Annotated in this window: 22 protein-coding genes; 11 read left to right on the top strand and 11 right to left on the bottom strand. The window is 74.0% G+C overall.

Annotated elements, in window-relative coordinates; translation table 11 throughout:
* Positions 1–115 precede the first annotated feature (115 nt).
* Positions 116–937 (bottom strand): alpha/beta fold hydrolase, encoded by an 822-nt coding sequence (locus tag VGI02_RS27800; RefSeq protein WP_331633092.1) that lies wholly within the window; start codon positions 935–937, stop codon positions 116–118.
* Between the two features lie 589 nt (positions 938–1526).
* Here VGI02_RS27800 and VGI02_RS27795 point away from each other — a divergent pair.
* Together VGI02_RS27795 and VGI02_RS27790 are read left to right on the top strand one after the other, a co-directional pair.
* The gene (locus VGI02_RS27795; RefSeq protein WP_331633090.1) at positions 1527–2555 is read left to right on the top strand and encodes an aldo/keto reductase; all 1029 of its coding nucleotides are present in this window, start codon (positions 1527–1529) and stop codon (positions 2553–2555) included.
* A 35-nt stretch (positions 2556–2590) separates the two neighbouring features.
* Positions 2591–3466 carry an alpha/beta fold hydrolase gene (locus tag VGI02_RS27790; protein WP_331633094.1) on the top strand — a complete coding sequence of 292 codons (876 nt, stop codon included), beginning with the start codon at positions 2591–2593 and terminating at the stop codon, positions 3464–3466.
* 6 nt (positions 3467–3472) lie between these two features.
* On the opposite strand, the gene VGI02_RS27785 is transcribed toward VGI02_RS27790, so the two are convergent.
* Both VGI02_RS27785 and VGI02_RS27780 read right to left on the bottom strand, forming a co-directional pair.
* Positions 3473–3964: a hypothetical protein gene (locus VGI02_RS27785; protein ID WP_331633088.1), complete on the bottom strand. Its 492-nt coding sequence runs from the start codon at positions 3962–3964 to the stop codon at positions 3473–3475.
* Positions 3961–4410, bottom strand: coding sequence for a hypothetical protein (locus tag VGI02_RS27780; protein ID WP_331633086.1), 450 nt, complete (start codon positions 4408–4410; stop codon positions 3961–3963). Before VGI02_RS27780 ends, VGI02_RS27785 begins: the two co-directional genes overlap by 4 nt.
* A gap of 505 nt (positions 4411–4915) precedes the next feature.
* Between VGI02_RS27780 and VGI02_RS27775 the strand changes: the two genes are divergently transcribed.
* The gene (locus VGI02_RS27775; protein ID WP_331633084.1) at positions 4916–5512 is read left to right on the top strand and encodes a hypothetical protein; all 597 of its coding nucleotides are present in this window, start codon (positions 4916–4918) and stop codon (positions 5510–5512) included.
* Positions 5509–6414 carry a sigma-70 family RNA polymerase sigma factor gene (locus VGI02_RS27770; RefSeq protein WP_331633083.1) on the top strand — a complete coding sequence of 302 codons (906 nt, stop codon included), beginning with the start codon at positions 5509–5511 and terminating at the stop codon, positions 6412–6414. The genes VGI02_RS27775 and VGI02_RS27770 overlap by 4 nt, the downstream gene beginning before the upstream one ends.
* On the opposite strand, the gene VGI02_RS27765 is transcribed toward VGI02_RS27770, so the two are convergent.
* Entirely contained in the window at positions 6408–7649 is a 1242-nt protein-coding gene (locus tag VGI02_RS27765; RefSeq protein WP_331633081.1) for a class I SAM-dependent methyltransferase, read from the bottom strand. The two genes, VGI02_RS27770 and VGI02_RS27765, sit on opposite strands and share 7 nt — an antisense overlap.
* A gap of 26 nt (positions 7650–7675) precedes the next feature.
* Positions 7676–9085 (bottom strand): FAD-binding oxidoreductase, encoded by a 1410-nt coding sequence (locus VGI02_RS27760; RefSeq protein WP_331633079.1) that lies wholly within the window; start codon positions 9083–9085, stop codon positions 7676–7678.
* Between the two features lie 151 nt (positions 9086–9236).
* Between VGI02_RS27760 and ligD the strand changes: the two genes are divergently transcribed.
* Entirely contained in the window at positions 9237–10652 is a 1416-nt protein-coding gene (gene ligD, locus VGI02_RS27755; RefSeq protein ID WP_331633077.1) for a non-homologous end-joining DNA ligase, read from the top strand.
* Between the two features lie 78 nt (positions 10653–10730).
* Entirely contained in the window at positions 10731–10973 is a 243-nt protein-coding gene (locus VGI02_RS27750; protein WP_331633075.1) for a hypothetical protein, read from the top strand.
* Positions 10974–11013: 40 nt separating this feature from the next.
* Here VGI02_RS27750 and VGI02_RS27745 read toward each other — a convergent pair whose 3' ends face one another.
* Positions 11014–11799 (bottom strand): hypothetical protein, encoded by a 786-nt coding sequence (locus tag VGI02_RS27745; RefSeq protein WP_331633073.1) that lies wholly within the window; start codon positions 11797–11799, stop codon positions 11014–11016.
* Between the two features lie 256 nt (positions 11800–12055).
* Between VGI02_RS27745 and VGI02_RS27740 the strand changes: the two genes are divergently transcribed.
* A complete protein-coding gene (locus tag VGI02_RS27740) occupies positions 12056–12862 on the top strand; it encodes a glycerophosphodiester phosphodiesterase family protein (RefSeq protein WP_331633071.1) in 807 nt (268 codons plus the stop codon).
* A 213-nt stretch (positions 12863–13075) separates the two neighbouring features.
* Complete coding sequence (locus VGI02_RS27735) at positions 13076–13420, top strand: RNA polymerase-binding protein RbpA (RefSeq protein ID WP_169186238.1); 345 nt, start codon at positions 13076–13078, stop codon at positions 13418–13420.
* Positions 13421–13445: 25 nt separating this feature from the next.
* Here VGI02_RS27735 and VGI02_RS27730 read toward each other — a convergent pair whose 3' ends face one another.
* The 4 genes from VGI02_RS27730 to VGI02_RS27715 all read right to left on the bottom strand — a co-directional run bounded on the left by VGI02_RS27730 (position 13446) and on the right by VGI02_RS27715 (position 17415).
* Positions 13446–14222, bottom strand: coding sequence for a polyprenol monophosphomannose synthase (locus VGI02_RS27730; protein ID WP_331633069.1), 777 nt, complete (start codon positions 14220–14222; stop codon positions 13446–13448).
* A complete protein-coding gene (gene lnt / locus VGI02_RS27725; protein WP_331633067.1) occupies positions 14219–15811 on the bottom strand; it encodes an apolipoprotein N-acyltransferase in 1593 nt (530 codons plus the stop codon). The genes VGI02_RS27730 and lnt overlap by 4 nt, the downstream gene beginning before the upstream one ends.
* A gap of 71 nt (positions 15812–15882) precedes the next feature.
* Positions 15883–16995, bottom strand: coding sequence for a M24 family metallopeptidase (locus VGI02_RS27720; protein ID WP_331633065.1), 1113 nt, complete (start codon positions 16993–16995; stop codon positions 15883–15885).
* Between the two features lie 69 nt (positions 16996–17064).
* On the bottom strand, positions 17065–17415 hold the full coding sequence (locus tag VGI02_RS27715; protein ID WP_331633063.1) for a nuclear transport factor 2 family protein: 351 nt from the start codon (positions 17413–17415) through the stop codon (positions 17065–17067).
* A 19-nt stretch (positions 17416–17434) separates the two neighbouring features.
* Between VGI02_RS27715 and VGI02_RS27710 the strand changes: the two genes are divergently transcribed.
* The 3 genes from VGI02_RS27710 to VGI02_RS27700 all read left to right on the top strand — a co-directional run bounded on the left by VGI02_RS27710 (position 17435) and on the right by VGI02_RS27700 (position 21080).
* Entirely contained in the window at positions 17435–17956 is a 522-nt protein-coding gene (locus tag VGI02_RS27710) for a MarR family winged helix-turn-helix transcriptional regulator (RefSeq protein ID WP_331633061.1), read from the top strand.
* Positions 17957–18022: 66 nt separating this feature from the next.
* Positions 18023–20104, top strand: coding sequence for a DUF2339 domain-containing protein (locus VGI02_RS27705; RefSeq protein ID WP_331633060.1), 2082 nt, complete (start codon positions 18023–18025; stop codon positions 20102–20104).
* Positions 20097–21080 (top strand): 5'-3' exonuclease, encoded by a 984-nt coding sequence (locus VGI02_RS27700; RefSeq protein WP_331633058.1) that lies wholly within the window; start codon positions 20097–20099, stop codon positions 21078–21080. Before VGI02_RS27705 ends, VGI02_RS27700 begins: the two co-directional genes overlap by 8 nt.
* An 11-nt stretch (positions 21081–21091) precedes the next feature.
* Here VGI02_RS27700 and VGI02_RS27695 read toward each other — a convergent pair whose 3' ends face one another.
* The gene (locus VGI02_RS27695) at positions 21092–21814 is read right to left on the bottom strand and encodes an alpha/beta fold hydrolase (RefSeq protein WP_331633056.1); all 723 of its coding nucleotides are present in this window, start codon (positions 21812–21814) and stop codon (positions 21092–21094) included.
* Between the last annotated feature and the right edge of the window lie 69 nt (positions 21815–21883).

Below are 21883 nucleotides of genomic sequence, written 5' to 3'. Positions count from 1 at the left end.
ACGATCTGTCCGTCGAGCAGGGTCGAGAGATATCCGCACGGAGCATGCTCGTAGAGGTCCTCGGCCGTCTCCTCGAGCAGGGGTTCGATATCGGCGGCCGTCCCGTCGTCCGCGGTCACGACCTCGAGGGGACCGAGGACGCGAGGAACTCGCGGATCGCGGAGACCACCTGGTCGGGGGCGCTGAGCTGCGGACAGTGCCCGGCCGCCTCGAGGATCACCAATCTGCTGTCGCCCAGGGAGTCGTGTACGTAGCGGCCCACCTCGACGGCCGCGATCGCGTCGTGTCGGCACTGCAGGACCAGCGACGGGAGCTGGACGCGCCCGAGGTCATCGCGGTTGTCCGAGGTGAAGGTGACGCGGGCGAAGTGGCGGGCGATCTCGGGGTCGGTACGGCAGAAGCTGTTGGTCAGCTCGTCCGAGAGCTCGGGCCGATCCGGATTTCCCATGATCACCGGAGCCATCGCCCCGGACCAGCCCAGGTAGTTGCTGTCCAGCGACTCCAGCAGTTCGTCGATGTCCGCCTCGCTGAACCCGCCACGGTAGGGCGGGTCGTCGATGTAGCGGGGGGAGGGGCTGACCAGGACCAACTGGCTGAACCGGTGCGGCGCCCGCGTCACGGCGAGGACCCCGATGATCGCACTGACCGAGTGTCCGATGAGGACCGCCCCGGTCAGGTCCAGCTCGTCGGCGATCTCCACGATGTCCTGCGCGTAGCCCTCGAGCGTCGCGTACCGCACCCGGTTCCAGGCCGAGAGATCCGATCCGCCCGCACCGACGTGGTCGAACAGGACGAGCTGATGGTCCTCGGCGAACGCCGGGGCGACCAACCGCCACATGTCCTGGTCGCACCCGAAACCGTGCGCGAAGATCAACGGCCGGGCGCCCGCGCGCCCGGAGACGGTCACCCGGTTCCGCGTGCGTACGTCGACGTCCACAGGCCGGAGTATCCCACCTCCCGTTCCTTCGCAGAGCCGCCGAACGCGGTCGTCGCCCGCGGCACGAGCGGGGAGTCCTGGGCCGCCGTATCCGACACGACCCCCGAAGCCCTATCTGACATAATGTCGATTATCGGATCGGTAGGACGGGGTGGAAGTGCTCAGTGGGTGAAGTGCTCCGCCTTGGCGTTGCGGGGTGCGCGGTCCGGTGAGCATCGGCCACCTCTCCCCGGCGCCCTAAGCAGTTGATCTTGGCGAGCGCGGACACCGTCAGGACGTCCTGGGCTGGGAGCCCCGCGGCCACGCGCGACCCGTGGCCATTGATCAGGAGCACGTCAGGCGTCCTGGGCGGCCCGCCGTCCCGCCTCATGTGCTCCTGATCAACCGAAGAGGCCGAAGCGCTCGGCGGGACATCCCTGGATCCTGATCAAGGGCACATCAGACCTCGGGGCCGCGCCGCCAACCTGCTCCACGTGCTCCTGATCAATGGAGGGGGTCGAGGGCCTCGGGGCCGGGTGAGCCCACCGCCCGATCAACCGGCGGCGGGAACCTTGCGATCGAGCGCGCTGCAGCTCCTAGCGTCGTTCCCATGACCAGCCTTCCGACCGTCACCCTCGGGAACGGCCTCGACGTCAGCGCGCTCGGCTTCGGCTCGATGGCCCTGTCCGACGTCTACGGCACGACCGATCCCGACGACGCCGTCCGCACCCTGCACGCCGCGCTCGACGCCGGCGTCACCTTCCTGGACACCGCCGACGTCTACGGCACCCCGCGCGAGGGCAGCACCGGCCCGGCAGGCACCAACGAGGAACTGCTCGCGCGCGTGCTGACCGACCGGCGTGACGAGGTGCAGCTCGCCACGAAGTTCGGCATCACCGGCAAGGTCGGCGACGGTGCCGTACCCACCCGCGGCGACCGCGATTACGTCCGGCAGTCCTGCGAGGCCTCGCTGCGCCGCCTCGGCGTCGAGACCATCGACCTCCACTACATGCACCGCCGCCAGCTCGACCTGCCGATCACCGACACCGTCGCCGCCATGGCCGAGCTGGTGGCCGAGGGCAAGGTCCGCCACCTCGGGCTCTCCGAGGTCACCGCGGCCGAGCTCGCCGAGGCGACCACCGTGCACCCCGTCGCCGCGGTACAGAGCGAGTGGAGCATCTGGTCCCGGGACGTCGAGGCGAACGTCGTGCCGAAGGCCCGTGAGCTGGGCGTCGGCTTCGTGCCCTACAGCCCGCTCGGGCGCGGCTTCCTCACCGGCACGGTGACCGCGGAGCGGGTCGCGTCGACGATGCTGTCCAAGCAGCCGCGTCTCGCCGACCACTTCGAGGCGAACCAGAAGGTCGTGGAGGTCGTCCGCGAGGTCGCGGCCGAGCTCGGGGTCACCCCGGCGCAGATCGCCCTCGCGTGGGTCTACGCGCAGGGTGCGGCGTTCGGGGTGCCCACCGTCCCGATCCCCGGCACGCGCTCCGCGCAGCGCGTGGTCGAGAACGCCGGCGCCGTCGGGCTCACGCTGACCGCGGGGCAGAAGGCGCGCCTGGACGCCGCTGCGGATCTCGTCGAGGGCGGCCGCAACTTCACGTTCTCCTCCGACGACTGGATCTCCTCCGGTCGGGAGTGACCGCGGGCCGCCTCCTAGGGTCGGCGCCCGTGGAGATGCAGCGGATACGGCTGGGCGAGCTCGACATCGCGTACCTGACGACCGGTCCCGAGGACGGGCCCCTCGCCGTCCTGCTGCACGGCTATCCCGACACGGCGTGGTCCTGGCGCCACCTGGCGCCGGTCCTCGCCGCGCGCGGGTACCGGGTCGTGGCGCCGTTCCTGCGGGGCTACGCGCCGACCGGGCTCGCCCCGGACGGCTGCTACCAGTCGGGAGCCCTGGTCGCGGACGCCGTCGCGCTGCGCCGGGCCCTCGGTGACCGCAGGCCCGCCCTGCTCGTCGGGCACGACTGGGGCGCGGTCGCCGCGTACGGCGCCGCGGTGCACGCCCCGGACCTGTGGTCGCGGGTGGTGACGATGGCCGTGCCGCCGCTCGGGTTCGCGGCCGTCGCCGTGCGGCGGCGGGAGGCCGGGATCGTCGCCCGCCAGCTCCGCGCGAGCTGGTACATGCTCTTCCAGCAGATCCCCGGCCTGTCCGAGGCGGTGCTCCCCCGGCTCGTCACGCGGCTCTGGGCCGACTGGTCCCCCGGGTACGACTCGACCGACGACGTGCCCCGCGTCCTCGCCGCGCTCGACTCCCCCGCCCGCCGTACCGCTGCGCTGCGCTACTACCGCGCCTGGGCCCAGCGCTGGCGCCAGCTGCCCCGCTACCGCCGCGAGGAGCGGGCCGTGCTCGGCACGCCGACCCACCCGCTGCTCTACCTCTACGGCACCGACGACGGCTGCGTGCGGGCCGAGACCAGCGCCCTCGCCGCCGGGGTGCTCCCCGCCGAGCGCGTCGTCGCGGTGCCCGGCGCCGGGCACTTCCTGCAGCTGGAGGCACCCGAGCGGGTCGCCGAGGCGATCACGGCGTTCCTCGACGCCCCGGCCTGACCAGGCTCACAGCGCGTCGAACCCGGCGACGAGCCAGCGTCCGTCGTCGGGTCCGGGCTCGAGGACGACGCGGGCGCTGCGGGCGTCGCTCCGGGCCGACGGGGCGCCGTCGCGGGTGGTGGTCTGGGTGTAGAGCACCACGGTCTCGACGCGGTCCGGTGCGGAACTGACCACCCCGACCCGCGACACCGTGGCCGTCGAGGTGGCGTGACCGTCCACGGCGGCCGGGACGACGAGGCCGGCGACGATCGCGTGGTTCTGCTCGGCGAAGGGCCCCGTCGTGACGCTGTCGATGCGCTCGGCGTCGGCCTCGACGGTGCGCCAGTCGTAGCCCAGCAGCACCGGGGTGAGTGCCCCCGCGGCCTGCGCTCCGTCCCGCGCCGCGGCGTCGGTCTCCCCCGCCACGACCGCGCGCTTCGCGAGCAGCCCGACGACGACCGCGGCCGCGAGCACCACGACCGCGAGGCCCACCACGAGGAACCGGGTGCGGGTCGTCACCGGACCTCCGTCAGATCGCTCACCAGCCACCGGCCGTCCTCGCGGGTGAGGCCGGCCTCCACCCGCCACGCCCGTTGCGACGTCCCCTCGGCCAACCGTGCCGCGGCGAGCACCCGGGCCGAGTCGCCGTCGAGCGACTCCAGGCCCACCGCGCGGACGACGACCGCGGAGCCGGCCGCCGCCGGGGGCGTCCCGCCCTCGAGCCGCGCCCGCCAGGTCCCGGTCGCGCCGTCGACGGCCCGGGTGCGCGCGGTCGGTGAGGAGGGCGCCGCGACGAGGTCCGTGAGATGGGTCCGGACGGCCGCGACGGCCGCGGCCTCGTCGTCGGCGCGGGCCGAGGCGCGCCCGTCCACGACGCCCAGCACCACGCCCGCCACGACGAGCACCCCCGCCAGCACGGCGAGCAGCACCGCCGCCCGGGAACCCGGCCGGCCCGGCGAACGCATCACCCTCCCCCTCCCCCGCGCGGTGCCCCGATCATCGGGCCGCTCCCCCTCGGCTGCCTGCCGATCCACGCCTCACCGCCATTCGCCAACCCAAAATTACGCTGAACGGCGTACACAACGGGCCCGGTAGGACGGAACTGCTAGGCCCGGTCGGACCGACCGTTCACCGTTCGTCGTGGTGAGGTGACCGGTGGTGGGCGTGGCCGTCACGCGAGTGGCCCCACGAAGCGCCACTGAGGCCACGGGACGCGCCGCCGGACGACGAGGGCCTTCCCGACCGCCGGGGCGTCGGTCACGGTGGAGTCACACGACGGCGTGGCGACGACGCATGACCGGTGACCCCGATCGTGGCTCGTCGCGACGTCAGGTGATCACCGCTCGGGTGGAGCGGGCCGTCGGCCCCGCACCCGGTGATCACGCCAGGGGGGTTCGGGGCACGGGTGATCGAGTACGTGGAGCAGCAGACGATGGCGCCTCGCGCGCCCGCGGTGCGGCGAGGGCGGGCATGACGTCCCAGCGCGTCGACCGGGACGAGCATCCCGAGGGTCTGCTCGACTTCCTCCGGCGGCACGACGCCTTCGTCCAGGTGCTCGTCACGGTGTTCGGCCACGCCTACGGCGCGACGCCCCACGAGGTCTTCCTGCTGGCCCGGGCGGCGATGCACAGCAGCTGGGGTGAGCTCGGGGCGGCGGCCGAGAACGACCGCATCGTCGAGATGGGCCTGCAGCTGACCCGCACCGCCCGGAGCCTCGGCGGGCACACCGGGCCCGCGACCCACCGGCCTCGCCCGGCCGGCCCGCCGGCCCCGCGGTCGGTGCTCGCGGCGCGCTCCTTCGAGCCCGGTTGGCGGCACCCCGATCCCTGGCGCCTGCTCGCCGCCGACGAGGCGCGCCCGTTGCGGGCCCTCCCCCACCTCGATCCGCTCGCCCGCGACCTCGCCGTCCTGCGCTGGCTGGGTGTCCCCGACGACCGGATGGCCTCGGAGCTGGGGCTGCCGGAGGCCGAGCTGCCGGGCCGCCTCCACGACGCCATGCGGCAGTGGGCCTTCGTGGTGGCCGCCGCCGACCCTGGCTCGGCGCCGGGTGGGGACGCTCCCCGGTGAGCGGCAATCAGATCGGGGCGGACCCCCGCGAGCTCGACCGGCTCGTCGCCTCCGCGCTGGCCCGCGAGCGCGGCGCCATGGACACCCTCCTGCGGATCCTCCGCCCGCTGGTCGTGCGGTACTGCCGCAGCCGCCTCGGCGGGTACGACCGGGTCAACGCCACCCCCGACGACGTCGCGCAGGAGGTCTGCCTGGCCGTCCTGCGCGCCCTCCCCACCTACCAGGACCAGGGTCGGCCGTTCCTGGCCTTCGTCTACGGGATCGCCCAGCACAAGGTCGTCGACGCGCACCGCGCGGCAGGCCGCGACCGGTCCGACCCCATGGACGAGCTGCCCGAGGGAGAGGATCTCCACGAGGGGCCCGAGCAGCACGCCCTCGCGCAGGCCGACTCCGTCGAGATGGCCGCGCTGCTCGCCGAGCTACCCGAGAAGCAGCGGGAGGTGCTGCGCCTGCGCGTCGTCGTCGGGCTCTCCGCCGAGGAGACCGCGGAGGCCGTGGGATCCACCGCGGGGGCGGTCCGGGTCTCCCAGCACCGGGCGCTGACCAAGCTCCGCCAGCTCATCACCGAGCGGGGCGGGGCGCCGCCCTCCCCCGCGGCCCCCGAGGCCGACCCCGCTCCTCGCCGCCGCGGCGGCAGCCGGGGACCGCGGCGCCCGGCCCACGCCCGGCCCGAGCCCGGTCCGGACTGGCAGGCCGCCCCGCGGACCGGGGACGTCGTGCTCGACGGGCTGCTCGCTCTCGCGGACGCCCACATCGCCGACATGGCGCACGGGTCGGGTGCCGGCCCCCGGTCCGGGCCGGTCGGGGTCGCCGACCGGACGGGCGACCAGCGCCGCCTCGACGCCGAGGACGCCCGCATGGCCGGGGCCGCCCGCCGCTTCCGTGGCGAGGCGCCTCAGTAGACCGGCCGCAGCGGGAAGCCGGAGCGCCCGCGGTCGTCGAGCTTGACCCCGAGGACCTGGTGCAGCTGGATGTTGTTGAGGTCGAACCCGACCGCGCACGCGGGCATGTAGAGGTTCCACACCCGTGCCCGGCCCTCGCCCGCCTCGGCCACGCACTCGTCCCAGTTCGCCTCGAGGTTGGCCGTCCACGCCTTGAGCGTCTTCGAGTAGTGCTCGCGCAGGTTCTCCTCGTGGCGGATCTCGAACCCGGCGCCGTTCATCCTCGAGATCAGGTAGCCCGCCGGGAGCAGCTCGCCGTCGGGGAACACGTAGCGGTCGATGAACGGGTCGGCGTGCGACCGGTGCCGCGCGTCGGGTCGGGTGATGCAGTGGTTGAGCATCCGGCCGCCCGCGCGCAGCTTCGAGTACAGGAACGAGAAGTACGACTTGAGCTGCGCACGCCCGATGTGCTCGGTGAGCCCGATCGAGCTGACGGCGTCGAACTCGCCCTCGGGCACGTCGCGGTAGTCGCTGTGCCGGATCTCGACCAGGTCGCCCAGTCCGCGGCGGGCGACCTCCTTCTGCGCCCACAGCGCCTGGTCCCGGGAGAGGGTCACGCCGAGGGCCTGCACGCCGTGGTGCTCGGCGGCGTGCATCGACATCTGGCCCCAGCCGCACCCGACGTCGAGCAGACGCATGCCCGGCTCGAGCGCGAGCTTGTCCGCCACCAGCGCGTGCTTGGCGAACTGCGCCTCCTCGAGCGTCGAGGTCTCACTCGGGTACGCCGCGCACGTGTAGGCCATCGACGGGCCGAGGACCAGCTCGTAGAACCGGTTCGACACGTCGTAGTGGTGGGCGATCGCCTCGGCGTCGCGCGACTTCGAGTGCATCCAGCCGTGCTGGCGGTGCTCCTGCGCCGGCGGCGCGAGGTTGCGGTGCCGCAGCCGGACCGGGGCCAGCTTCAGCGCCGTCGTCGCGAGGGTCGCGGGCGACACGTCGGAGATGGTCAGCCGGCTCATCGCGGTCAGCGCGGTGTACAGGTCACCCTCGACGTCGAGATGGCCGGACACGTACGCCCGGGCGAGCCCGAGGGTGTTCGGGGATCCGGCCAGGTAGGCCAGCGCGGTCTCGGTGCGGATGTCGACGCTCGCGACGGAGCCGCCACTGTCCGGATCCGAGACGCTTCCGTCGTAGGCGCGGACGGTGATCGGGGCGTCCGCCCCCACCACCGGCCTGAACAGCTCGGCGACTCCCACGGCTCCTCCTTGCTCGTGATGCGGCGTCAGCCGGTGACGCACTTGGTGTACAGGTCAGGCAGGCGTCCCGCGGGGTCGTAGCGCGCCTTGAGGCGGCGGTAGGCCTCGCCGCCGTAGAGCGCGTCGAACTCTTCCCGGGTGTAGCTCGAGGTCGAGTACAGCGACTTGTGCCCGTCGAGATCCATCAGTTTCTGCTCGATGAGCCGGTTGTGGTGGTCCGGTGCCATGCCCTCGTGGAGGAGGGCGTCCGACCAGAAGCCGACGTTGACGTAGGTCGTGTCCGGCTCGAGGGGGTAGAGCGGCCAGTTCCGCGGACCGGACCCGGTGTCGCGGGGGCGCAACGGGCACACCCAGACCGGCGAGATGCCGATCTCGGTGTGGAAGAAGTCGAGGAACTCGGCGAGCCGGTCCACCGGCACCTCGACGTCCTGGATGATCGGCTCGACGCCCGCCGCGCCGGTCACGCGGGTCTGGATGCGCTCGGAGATCCCGAAGCGCCGGTCGAGCGCGACGAGACGCCGGTAGACGTCCGAGCGCCGGTAGCGGCCGGGCCAGAACCGGCGCACGAGCGGGTGCTGCACCCCGAGGGCCCGCGAGCACCAGAACCAGTCGGTGTCCCAGCGCCAGAGGTAGTCGTGGATGCTCAGGTGGTCCACGCCCGCCTCGTCCGCCAGGCGTGCGATCGAGCGGTAGTAGACGTCCTGGCCGGTGTAGTCCGAGAGCGCGGGCGCCTCGGTGACCATCCGGCCCAGCGTCAGGTACTGCTCGGCGCGGCCGGAGGCGGTCTCGGAGGGACCGAACACGGTGCCGTCGACGAAGTCGACCGCCTCGCCGTCGTAGGACCGCTCCGCGGTGATGACGTCCACGGCCTTCGCGAGCGAGGCCGCGTCGTCGAAGCGGATGTGCCGCAGGCGCACGAACGGCTCCACCGGCGCGAGCTCGATGCGCAGCGCCACCGCGTAGCCGAGGGTGCCGTAGGAGTTGGCGAGGGCCGCCCAGAGGTCGGCGTGGTCCCCGTCGGGCGTCGCGGTGACGATCTCCCCCGCGCCCGTCAGCACGTCCGCGGAGAGCACCGACTCGTGCGGCAGCCCGTCGCGGAACGACGTCGACTCGATGCCCAGCCCGACGACCGCGCCCCCGAGAGTGATCGTCTTGAGCTGCGGGACGACGAGCGGCATGAGCCCGTGGGGCAGGGTGGCCGCCACGAGGTCCTCGTAGGTGGTCATGCCCCCGACGTCCGCGGTGCGGGCCTCGGGATCGACGTGCAGGACGCGGTCGAGCCCGTCGACCTCGAGCCCGCCCCGGCCGTCGCGGAACCGGAAGAGGTTCGAGGTGCGCTTCTTCAGCCGGACCGGCGCGTCCGCGGGCAACGCGGCCAAGCGAGCTCTCGCTGCCGCCACGGCCTGCTCGTGTGCGGCACTCCGAGCCACCGTCATCTCGCCACCCTCGCTCGCGCGGCGTCGGCTCTCCGGCACCGATCAGCTGTCCGGGATCGCAGCGTATGCCCGCGTGGGACGGGTGGCACGGGCCTCGGCAGTGGGATCCTTCACCGTGGGGGCACACCGAGGCGGGACGAGAGGGGAAGGAATGGGCGAGCTCGGGACGTATCGGGCTAAACGGGACCCCGGTCGTACATCGGAGCCGTTCGGCGACGTCGGGGGTACCGACACCGACTCCGGCGGCCGGTTCGTCGTCCAGGAGCACCATGCCCGCCGGCTCCACTACGACGTCCGCCTCGAGCGCGGCGGCGTCCTGGTGTGCTGGGCGGTGCCGAAGGGCCTGCCCGAGAAGCCCGGCACACCGCGCCTCGCCGTACACACGGAGGACCACCCGTTGGAGTACCTCGACTTCCACGGCGAGATCCCGAAGGGCGAGTACGGCGGCGGGAACATGACCGTCTGGGACTCCGGGACCTACGAGACCGAGAAGTGGAGCGACGACGAGGTCGCGGTCACCCTGCGCGGGGAGCGGGTCGACGGGCGCTTCGTCTTCTTCCGGCCCGCGCGCAACGACGATCCCAAGGACTGGCTGGTCACGCGCCGCGTCGACGACGGGAGCACGGCCAAGGACCGCTCCGCCGGCGACGTCCAGTCCCCGCGGGTCTCGGTCGGCGGCCGCACCCTCAAGTTGTCCAACCTGGACAAGGAGCTCTATCCGGGGACTCCGAAGAACGCCGTCCTGGACTACTACGCCCGCGTCGCGGACACCCTGCTCCCCCATCTCGCCGGCCGGCCGGTGACCCTGCGCCGCTTCCCCGACGGCATCGATGCGGAGTCGTTCTACGAGAAGAACGCCGGGCGCAACGCCCCGTCGTGGCTGCGCACCGTCGTCGTCCCCACGCCGGGATCCTCCCGGGGGAGTTCGAGCGCATCCTTCGTCGTCGTCGAGGAGCTCGCCGCGCTGGTCTACCTCGCCAACCTCGCGGTCCTCGAGCTCCACGTCCCGCAGTGGCGCGTCGACGCCGGGGACCACCCGCTCCCGCCCGACGAGCTCGTCTTCGACCTCGACCCGGGGCCCGGCACCGGGCTGGTGGAGTGCGCCGCGGTCGCCCGGCGCATCCGCGCGCGTCTCGACGACGACGGCCTCGTCGCGAGCGTGAAGACCAGCGGCTCGAAGGGCATGCAGATGACGGCGCCCGTCGTGCTCGCCGACGACGAGGAACCGTCGCGGACCTCCGAGTACGCCAAGCGCGTCGCGGAGGCGCTGGCGCGGGAGACCCCTGCAACCGTCACCGGCGTCATGGCCAAGGACCGCAGGCGCGGGAAGGTGTTCGTCGACTGGAGCCAGAACAACACCGCGAAGACGACCGTCGCGCCGTACTCGCTGCGGGCGCGGGCCGCGCACGGCGCCCCGACGGTGTCGACCCCGCTGACGTGGGCCGAGGTCGAGGACTGCACCGACCCGGAGACGCTGGTGTTCTCGCCCGAGGACGTCCTCGCGCGGATCGCCGAGCACGGCGATCTCTACGCGTCCGCCCTGGAGGAAGGCGCCCGACTCCCCTGACGCGGCCGGTCCCGGGGATGCCGGCCCCGGGCGGGGGCTCGTCGTTGTCGAAGGGGCCGGGCGCCTAGGCAATCGATCATGGAAATCCGCACACCGCTCGCGCTCGTTTCCATGATCATCTGCTTAGCCGAGAAACGCGCCGCCTGGCGGGGAACGCGCCGGCAGGGGCAGGAGAGTGGGCTCGTCGTGCTCGCGTGTGAAGGCCGCGCGGGTTGTGGAGATCTGAACTTCGTGAGCGCGTCGCTGCTGATTCTTGGGCGTGTCGCTCACGAGCTCGCGATCATGGAAATCCGGCGCGTCAGAGCGTGCACGATTCCATGATCAACTGCCTAGTGCCGTCTGATCGGGAGCCCCAGGGCGCTCAGAGGCCGCCGACGAGGCTGCCTGCCGTGTCGACGACGCCGTTGACGGCCTTCTCTCCGGAGTGAACCACGCTCGGAAGCAGTCCCTGCGGCCTACTCGGGGCCGGCGCCTTCGAGGCGGGCGCCTGCGGCTTGGTGCTGGGCTTCGGGGCCGCGGGCTTCGAGGAGGGGGGCTTCGTGGCCGACCGGCTCTGCTCGGTGGACTCCGAGGTCGTCGGGGTGGCCGAGCGCGGGGTGGTGGCCTTCGGCGTGGTGGTCGGCGCGACCGTCGGGCTGGACTGCACGACGGCGGCGGGCACGACCGTGGTGGGGGCGGCCCTCGCGGGCACGATCGGAGCGGCCGCGACCGGCGGCACAACGAGCACGCCCGCGGTGGCCGGGTCGCTCCCCACGGGGCCGGGCGTGCCGGGGACGGCGCCGGGAGCGGTGCGGCGAGCGGCGCCACCATCGGCCCCGTTCTCCGCCGGCAGTGACGCGGGAGACCCGGCCGTGTAGGTGTCGACCTTGGGCAGCGGGTCGTCGGAGCTGTCGTTGGCGAGCGAGGTGATGGCGAGCGGCACCGCGCCGACGGCGGCGGCGACCGAGACGATCGCGACGCCCCAGCCGCGCAGCCTGCTCGGCTCGGCCGCGGACGCGCGGCGGTGGCTGCTGAGGGTCGCGGTCGGGGCCACCTCGGCCGGCGTCGCGTCGCCGGCCTCGTCGAGGTGGCGCTGCGCCCACGACGGGAGCCCGGAGTCGGTCGACGACGACCCGCTCCGTGAGCGCCCGTGCCGCGACCGCGCCATCCGTCCCCCGAATTCGCCTCCGTTGGTAACCGCCAGGACACTACTCCATGTGTCGTATCCCCCCAAGGTGGCCAGGGAGTGACGCCTGATCATCGTCGGGCTGTTGTGATCACGACTTGTCGTCGTTCCGTCACCGCAATCGGGCGAATGTCACTCCATGTGGGGGTCGTGGCCGAGCGGACCGAGGCACTCCTGGTGGCGTGCGGGCCGTGCTCCGGACACCCGCGGGACGCCGCCGTCGGGCACACTGCCGCCCGTGATCCCGGTCGCGCGCAACCATCCGTACCTTGCCGCCTCCCGGCCCCGGGCGTTCGCCCACCGCGGCTGGCACGTCGGGGATCTCGCCGGGCTGGAGAACACCCTGGCGGCGTTCCTCCGGGCCCGCGACGAGGGCTACTCGTACATCGAGACCGACGTCCACGCCACCCGCGACGGGGTCCTCGTCGTGCACCACGACGCCACGTTGCGCCGCGTCGCCGGCCACCCCGGGGTGCTGCGGGCGATGGACTGGGCCGACGTGGCGCCGGTGCTGGTACGCGGCCGGGAGAAGCTGCCCCGCCTGGAGGAGGCGCTGGAGGCGCTGCCGGGCATGCGGTTCAACGTCGACCTCAAGTCCCCCGGCACCCTGCGGCCCATGCTCGAGCTGCTCGAGCGCGACGACGTGGCCGAGCGCGTGGCAGTGGCCAGCACCGATGAGGGCCGGTTGCGTGCGGTGCGGCAACGGTTCTCCGACCGCGTCGTCACCGGGGTGTCGGCCCGGGCGGCGCTGTCGTTGCGGACCCGCTCGGTGCTGCCGGGGGTGATCGGGCGCCACGTACCGGTGGGCGGGGACCTCGCGCAACTGCCCGTGCGCTTCGGTGGTCTGCCGGTCGTCGACGCCACCATGCTGCGGGCCGCGCACGCCGCGGGACTGGAGGTGCACGTCTGGACGGTGGACCGCGCCTCGGAGATGCACCGGCTGCTCGACCTCGGTGTCGACGGCCTCATGACCGACCGTCCGGACCTGCTCCGGGAGGTCCTCATGGTGCGCGAGGCGTGGGAGGGCGCTCCGCCGGCGGTGTGATCTACCCGGACCAGGGGTAACACTTGGATGGACACATCGATGTGTGCCAGGGGTCGGGATTCGTCGCGCGTCGCATGCGTGAGTCGGATCACGACCATACGTCCGTCGGGAATCACGGGAACGAACCGGGCCCGCCGGGCGTTGGGACCTGGAGCGTCGTCCGCGGATCCGTCCGGGAACGTCGCGCACGCAGTCGAGGAAAGGACAGCACTCATGGCCGACCGCGTCCTCCGTGGAAGCCGCCTCGGAGCCGTCAGCTACGAGACCGACCGCGACCACGACCTCGCTCCCCGCCGCTCCTTCGCCTACCGGTGCCCCAAGGGGCACGACTTCGAGGTGCCGTTCTCCGACGACGCCGAGGCGCCCGTCACGTGGGAGTGCCGCCTCCACGGCGAAGAGGGCAAGCGCATCGACGGCACCGAGCCCGAGCAGAAGAAGACCAAGCCGCCCCGTACCCACTGGGACATGCTGCTCGAGCGTCGTTCGGTGCCCGAGCTGGAGGAGCTCCTCGACGAGCGACTCGGGCTGCTGAAGGAGCGCCGCTCGGAGAGCGCGTGATCGCATACACCGGCCCCGTCGTCCGTCAGGACGGCGGGGTTTCGTGTGTCCTGAGCCGATCCCGGATCGCCCACGAGGTGATCCGCCACAGGGCCTCCCGGACCACGGCGCCGCTCATCTTCGAGGCCCCGGCCGCGCGCTCGGTGAAGGTGATCGGGACCTCCCGGACGAGGAAGCCGCCGCGTTGCACCCGGAAGGCCATGTCGACCTGGAAGCAGTAGCCCTGCGAGGACACCGGCGTGCGCGTGATCTCCTCGAGCACGGCCCGCCGGAACAGGCGGAACCCTCCGGTGACGTCGCGCACCCGGAGCCGCAGCGCCCGGCGCGAGTACACGTTCGCGGAGCGGGAGAGCGCGTTGCGGTACCAGGGCCAGTTCACCACCCGCCCGCCCGGGACGTAGCGCGACCCGAGGACGAGGTCGGCGCTGTCGGTCCGGGCGCTCGCGAGCAGCGCGGGCAGGTCCTCGGGCGCGTGGGAACCGTCGGCGTCCATCTCGGCGATCCAGCCCACCTCGGACTCGGGATGCGCGGCCATGACGTAGGCGAACGCGTCCACGTAGGCCGCGCCGAGCCCCCGCCGGGGGTGGTGGTGCAGCACGGACAGTCGGGGATCGCGCTCGGCGAGGGCGTCGGCCAGGGCGCCGGTGCCGTCGGGGCTCCCGTCGTCGACCACGAGCACCCGGGCACCGGGCACGGTCGCCAGGATCCGCTCGACCAGGCTCGGCAGGTTCTCGCGCTCGTCGTAGGTCGGGACGACCACGAGCACCCGACGGCCGTCCGCGGGTGGGTCGTCCGGGGTCATCGGGTCTCCCCCGGCTCCCCGCCCGGACGACGCCGTCTCACCGCCAGGCCCGCGCCTGCGGCGGCGGCGCCGACCCCGAGCGCCGCGAGAACCCACTCCGGGGCGGGTCCGAGCCGCGTGGCGAGGGTCGTCGTCGTGCGCAGCGGCACGCGGTCGACGAGCACGCCGGGGGTGTAGAGCGCCCCGGTCCGGTCCACGACCGCGCCGTCGGGGGCGATGACCGCGCTCTGCCCGCTGGTGGCGGCGATGACGACGGCCCGGTCGTGCTCGATCGCCCGCAGCCGGCTCATGCCCTGCTGCTGGTAGGTCATGTTCGTGTCGCCGAAGGTGGCGTTGTTCGTCGGGACGGTGAGCAGGTCGGCGCCCCCGGTGACCGCGTCCCGGACGTCGTCGTCGAACACCACCTCGTAGCAGGTCGCGACGCCGAGGCGCGCCGGACCGGCGGCCAGCACCGGGGTGCCGGTACCGGGCTGGAAGTCGACGACGCGGGCGACGTCGGACGAGAACAGCGAGGCGAGCCCGCGCAACGGGATGTACTCCCCGAAGGGCAGGAGGTGGCGCTTGACGTACTGGTCGGTGGGGCCCCTGGGCCTGGTGGCACTGCGCGGGGTCCAGACGACGGCGGCGTTGCGCGGTCCCTCGACGTACGCCGTGCCCGCGGCGTTGACGGCCCCCCGCAGCACGGCCCCCACGACCACCGGGACACCGATCTCGTCGGTGACGGCCTGGATCTCGGCGCGGGCGTCGGCGTTGGCGAACGGGTCGATGTCCGAGGAGTTCTCCGGCCAGATCACCAGGTCGGGGCGCGGGGTCCGGCCGGCCGCGACCCGCTGGATGAGCAGCCGGGTCTCGCGGACGTGGTTGTCGAGCACCGCGCGCCGCTGCTTCGCGAAGTCCAGGCCGGCCCGGGGCACGTTGCCCTGGACCGCGGCGACCGTGATCGTCTCCTCGCCCGGCTCGGTCGCGGGGTGGGCCGGGGTCACGAGCCCGGCGACCGGCCCGAGCAGGACCGCGACCAGCGCCCCGGCGATCCCGAGTGCGCCGGAGGCCGCGCGCGGGCGCCCGGACGTCGGCCGGCCGAGGACCGTGGACAACCACCACAGGCCCGCCCCGGAGAGCACGACGCCGAAGCTCACCAGCGGCGCGCCCCCGAGCGACGCCAGCCTCGCGTACGCCCCGCCCGCCTGCCCGAACGCGAGCTTGGCCCACGGGAACCCGCCCCAGGGCAGCCGCTCGATCGCCGCCTCGCCCGCCACCCACAGGCAGGCCATCCACAGCGGAGCTCCGGGGACCCGGCGGACCAGCGGGAACAGCGCGACGGGGATCGCCACGGCGAGCACCACGACCGCCAGCGCCCCCAGCCACACGGCCCCGACGTACGTCCCGGTCCAGTGCAGCAGCGGGTACTGGTAGGCGAGCGCGGCCAGGACACCCCAGCCGAACGCCGCCCGCGCCCGGCGCCCGTCGACCACCGTCAGTAGCAGCGCGACGCCGAGGGGCGCGGCCCACCACCAGCCCAGCGGCGGGAACGCGGCGTACAGACCCAGCCCGGCGACCACGGCCCCGACGGCACGCGTCGCGACCGCCACGCGGCCCGAGGGGAACCCCCGGTCGGTACGAGCGACGGGACCCTCCCCTCGCGGCGCGTGGGTGGCCGCGTTCAGCACGAGAGCAGGTCGTGCGGGCGGGTGTTGACCGCCTCGCACCCGTCCTCGGTCACCACGACGATGTCCTCGATCCGTGCGCCCCAGCGATCCGGGAAGTAGATGCCGGGCTCGATGGAGAACGCCATCCCCGGCTCGAGGGTCAGCGCGTTGCCGGCCACGATGTAGGGCTCCTCGTGCACCTCGAGGCCGATGCCGTGCCCCGTGCGGTGCACGAAGTACTCGCCATACCCGGCGTCGCGGATGATCGCGCGGGCGGCCTCGTCGACGCTCTCGGCGGTCACGCCCGGGCGGGCGGCCGCGACCGCGGCGGCCTGGGCGCGCTGGAGCACCGCGTAGACGTCAGTGATCCCGGCGCCCGCGCCGCCCACGACGTAGGTCCGCGTGCAGTCGGAGTTGTAGCCCTCGGGCAGCGGGCCGCCGATGTCGACGACGACGACGTCGCCCGTCTCGATCACGCGGTCGGACACCTCGTGGTGCGGGCTCGCCCCGTTCGGTCCGGATCCGACGATGACGAACGCGGCCTCGGTGTGCCCGGCCGCGACGATCGCCGCGGTGATGTCCGCGCCGACCTCGGCCTCGGTGCGCCCGGCGCGCAGCCAGCCGGGCACCTGGGCGTGGACGGCGTCGATGGCCGCGCCCGCCCGACGCAGGTACTCGACCTCGGCCGGGTCCTTGCGCATCCGGAGCTCGCGCAGCACCGGCGTGGCGAGCTCCTGGGTCGCGAGCGGGAGCGCGTCGCGGAGCCCGAGCACGTGCAGCGCGGGCATGTCGGAGGCGACCGCGACCCGCTTCGCGCCGTCGAGGCACGCCGCGACCAGACCGTGGGGATCCTCGCCGTCCACCCAGTCCAGGACACGGATGCCCGCCTGGTCCACCCCGCTGCCGTCGAGGCCCGGCCGTTCCAGCCGGGGCACGACGAAGGCCGCCTCGTCCTGCGTCGGCAGCACCAGTGCGGAGAGCCGTTCGTGCGAGTGCTTGACGACCCCGGCGAGGTATTGGAGATCCGGGCCGGGGGTGACGACGAGGGCGTCGACGCCGGCCTCGGCGGCCAGCCGGCGGGCCCGGTCGAGACGGGACGAGACCTGGTCGGCGAGCGGGGACCCCATGCCGGAGAGCCTAGGTGGCTGCGCCAGGTGAGCACTCATCCGCCCTCCGGGGCCCGGCCGGCGTTGCGCTCAGGTCAGGATCGTGTGCAGGGACGTGATCCGGCCGCCGCTCACGAGGGCGATGTCGATGCCGGTGACCACCGGTGGCTCGCCCTCGGGTCCGAACTCCCAGGCCAGCATCCCGAGGTCGTCGCACTCGCGCAGCGGCGCGACGGCCCGGAAGACGAACCCCGGCGCACCGTCGAGAAGGGTCTGCACCTTCACGTCCAGCGCCGTGTGCCCCGTGACCACGCCCTCGGGGTCGTGCATGACGACCTCCTCGGAGTAGGTCCGGGCGATCGCCGCCCGGCGACGGTCGCGGTCGCGCTCCCCGAAGACCTCGATCAGGTTCGCGTGCATCAGGTCGGGGATCGTCTCCATGGCCGTTAGAGTACGTGACATGTCACGTTCTTCGGTGTCACCGCTGTCGGGCGAGCAGCAGGAGGCCTGGCTCGCCTACATGCGCGTGATGCTGCGGCTGAACTACGAGATGAACCGTCAGCTGCAGACCGACAGCGACCTCTCCCTGGCCGACTACGACGTGCTCAACGCCCTCGCCGACGTCCCCGGCGGTCGGCTGCAGGTGACGGTGCTCGCGGCGCGCATCGGCTGGGAACGCAGCCGCGTCTCCCATCACGTCCGGCGGATGGGCGGGCGCGGACTCGTCGAGCTCGGCTCCTCGGCCACGGATCGCCGCGCCACCGACGCCGTCCTGACCGCCGCGGGACGCGAGGTCCTGACGGCGGCGACGCCGGGACACGCCGACGTGGTCCGCCGGATGTTCTTCGACGGTGTGGACGACGACCTCGTCGCCCCGCTGCATCGCGCGCTCGTCCAGATCCACGAGCAGGTGCTCGCCGAGGGAACCCTGCCCCGGCCGGACGAGCAGCACCGGCTGCCCGGTCTCCAGGACCTCGCCTGACGCCCGGGGCGGGGCCTAGGTAGAAGCCCCCTCCCCCATGGCGCCAGGCCGCGGAAGGCTGTCGCCATGAGCAGCCCTGCCGATCACACCGCCCTCATCGACCGTCTCGACGGTGAGCTCGCCGATCTCGGCGCCCGTCTCTCCCGGGTCCGCGACGACCTCGGGGCCCTGCGCCCCTCGGGATCGTCCGCGGGAGCTCCGGGTGCCACGACGACCGGCGCCCCGGCCCGCGAGCCCGCGCCTCCGGGCCCCTTTCCCGCCGGGCCTCTCCCGGCCGGACTCGGCCCGTGGATCCCCGGAGCTCCGGGCGCGCGCTCCGGAGCGCCCCGGGGTCCGGCGACGCCGGTCGGAGCGGGCTCCCCGTGGGCCCCGCGCCCCGCCACCCCGCCGCCGACGCGCTCGTCGTGGCCCGCCCCGCAGCCCGGCCCGCAGCCCGCCCCGCCGCCGGCCCCGAAGCGGTCCGCGTACACCGGGCCCCGGCTGCCGCGCCTGACGGGCGCGCGGCTCCTGGCCGTCACCGGGGCCGGCGTGACCCTGCTCGGCGTCGTGCTCCTCCTGGTCCTCGCCGCCTCGCGCGGGTGGTTCGGCCCCGAGGCGCGGGTGGTGCTCGGCGCCGCCGTCGGGCTCGGCCTCGTCGGGGCCGGGGTGGTGCTCCACCGGCGCCGGCGGGACACCGAGGACGCGGGGGCCGCCGCCGACCCCGGCTCGGTCTCCCTCGCGGCCACCGGCATCACGGCGCTCTACCTCACCGTCGCCGCGGCCACCTCGCTCTACGCCTTCCTGCCCGCGCCGGTCGCCCTCGTGCTCGCCCTGCTCGTCGCCGGCGGCGGGCTGGCCCTCGCCGACCGCTGGCGCCGTCACGGCCTCGCCCTCGGCGTCGTCGTCGGCGCGGGCCTGCTCCTCCCCTTCGTCGTCGACACCGCGGGCGCGCTGCTCGTCGCCCTGTTCGTCGTCCTCGCCGTCGTCACCCTCCCGGTCGCGGCGCGGCGCGGCTGGCCGTCGCTGGTCGGCGTCGCGGTGGCCGGGGCGACGCTCGCGGGGCTCGTCTCGACGGCGGTCGTCACCGCCGTCTCCGGAGGCACGGGACGGCCGGCCGCCGAGCTCACCGCGGCGATCGGGGCGCTCGTGCTGGTCGCCGCGGCCACGGCGCTCGTACTGGTCGTCACCGGTCAGGGCACGGCCGACCAGGAGCGGACCCGACCCTCGGGCGCCGTCGTGGTCGCCGGGATCGTGCTCGCCCTGCCGGTGCTCCCGCTCCTCGCGGTCGCCGGGATGCTGCCGCGCCCGGCGGGGGCGCTCGTCGACGTCGTCGCGGTCGTCGTCCTGCTCGCGGTCGGCGCGGTGTGCGAGCGCGGCGTGGGCCGGGTGCCCGCGACTCCGGCGCTCGCGACGGTCGCGGCCGCCGCGGCCGCCGTCGTCGGGCTCCATGCGATCCCGTTGGCCCTGACCGGTGTGGCCCAGGGCGGGGTGTTCCTGGCCGTCGCCACGGTGCTCGCGGTCGTGGCCCGCGCCGTCCGCCGGACCGGGGTGCTCGTCGCGGCCGGGGTGTTCGGGGCGGTCGGCTTCGTCCTGGCGCTGAGCCGCGACCTGCCGGTCGACGTCGTCGTGGACGGCCTGCCCGGCGGACGCGCGTCGATGTTCGCCATGGCGGTGGTCGGCCTCCTGATGATCACCACGTCCGCGGCGCTGCTCGCGGCCCTCGGCCGGCTCGGGCACCTCGCCTCGCGGCAGCGCTCCGCCGTCGCGACCGCGGCGCTCGGCGTCCTCGGGCTGTACGGCGCCGCGGGACTCGTCGTGACCCTGGCCCTGGCGGTCTCCCCGACCCGCTCCGGGTTCCTCGCCGGGCACGTGCTGGTGACGATCTCCTGGACCGCGCTGGCGCTCGTCCTGCTGGTGCGCGGCCCCCGGGACGAGGCGGTGAGCCTGCCGCGGGTGCTCGGCGGCGTGCTCGTCGTCGCGGCGGTGGCCAAGCTGATCCTGTTCGACCTCGTCGCGCTGGACGGGCTCGCCCGCGTCGCGGTGTTCCTCGGCGCGGGTCTGGTCCTGCTGGTGGCGGGCACGCGGTACGCGCGGTGGGTCACCGCGGGCGCCGAGGACGCCGCAGGCACGGTGTCGGACGAGCCTGGCACGCTTGCCGACCATGAGTGACGGCCCCGTGATGCTGCTGGACTCGGCCAGCCTGTGGTTCCGCGCGTTCTACGGGGTCCCGGCCTCGCTCACCGCCGAGGACGGGACGCCGGTCAACGCCGTGCGCGGGTTCTGCGACATGGTCGCGCGCCTGATCCGCGCCCGGCAGCCCGGCAGCGTCGTCGCGTGCCTGGACCGGGACTGGCGCCCGGCGTTCCGGGTGCGGGCGATCCCGTCCTACAAGGCGCACCGGGTGGACACCTCCGGCGGCATCGACCCGTCCGACCCGAACACCGGCGGCGGACCCGACGCCGAGGCCGCGCCCGCGGAGCTGGGCGCCCAGGTCCCGATCATCCTCGAGGTCCTCGCGGCCGCCGGGATCCCGACGGCGGGTGCGGAGGGCTACGAGGCCGACGACGTCATCGGGACGCTGTGCGCCACGGAGGCCACGGCGGCGGTCGAGGTCGTCTCCGGGGACCGCGACCTCCTGCAGCTGGTCCGGGAGGAGCCGACCACCACGCGGATCATCTACATCGCGCGGGGCGTCTCCAAGTACGAGGTGTACGGCCCCGAGGAGGTCGCGGCCCGCTACGGCGTCCCGGTGTCGCGTGCAGGCGACGGCTACGCCGAGATGGCGATGCTGCGCGGTGACCCCTCCGACGGCCTGCCCGGGGTGCCCGGGGTCGGGGAGAAGACCGCCTCCCAGGTCGTGTCGAAGTTCGACTCGTGGGCCGACCTCATCGGCGCCGTCGTCGAGGGCGGTGACCCGAGGCTGTCCTCGGCGGTGCGCGCGAAGATGGTCAAGGCGGCCGAGTACCTGACGGTGGCGCCCGGGGTGGTGCGGGTGGCGCCCGACGCACCGATCGACTGGACCGGGACCAGGCGTGCCCTCCCCCACGAGCCGGTCGACGCCGACCGGCTCGCCGAGCTCGCCCAGCGCTGGAACCTCACCGGCTCGGTGGACCGGCTGACCTCGGCGCTCGCGGAGCGCCACTGAGGCGATCCGCCTCAGTCGGTGGCCTTCAGGGCCTCCACGATCACCTCGGTGGTCTCGGTGGGGTGGCTGATCATCGCGACGTGCGAGCTGGGGATCTCCCGGACGGTCGCCCCGGCGCGGGCGGCCATCGCCCGCTCGGCCTCGGGCGGGATGGTGGTGTCGTTCCCGGCGACGAGGCTCCAGCTGGGGATCGTCCGCCATCCCGGGGTGCCCGACGGGGTGCCCAGGCTCGACGCGGCGACCCCGCGCTGGCTCAGTGCCATGAACGCGGCCAGGTCGGGGTCGAGGTCGGCGCAGAACAGCCGGTGGAACGACTCCGGCTTGATGTAGGCGTCGACGTCGCCGTCGGGGGCGTCCGGGTAGGGGCGCAGGACCAGGTTCATGGCCAGGTCGGTCGACCCACCCCCGAGCGCGAGGCACTCCGTGAGGGTCTCGCCCGAGTCCGGGGCGAACGCCGCCACGTAGACCAGCGCGCGGACACCGGGCAGGCCCGGGCTCGCGTTGGTGATGACGCAGCCCCCGTAGGAGTGTCCGACGAGGACGACCGGCCCCTCGAGCGTGCTCAGGAAGGACTGCAGGTACTCCGCGTCGGGGCGCACGCCGCGCAGCGGGTTCGCGGGGGCGTAGCAGGAGTAGCCCTGGGCGCGCAGGTTGTCCGCCACGTCGCGCCAGCCCGACGCGTCGGCGAACGCGCCATGGACCAGGACGACGGTGGGTCCGGAATTCGTCGGCATCGCTGATCTCGCCTCTCGGTCCCTCGCGCATGGACATCCTCGAGCGGGATGCAGCACCGGGGGCCGGGG

The sequence above is a fragment of the Actinomycetospora sp. genome (assembly GCF_036497245.1).
Lineage (GTDB): Bacteria > Actinomycetota > Actinomycetes > Mycobacteriales > Pseudonocardiaceae > Actinomycetospora.
The sequence above is the reverse complement of the archived record's forward strand: the minus strand, read 5'-3'. Positions and strand labels throughout refer to the sequence as shown.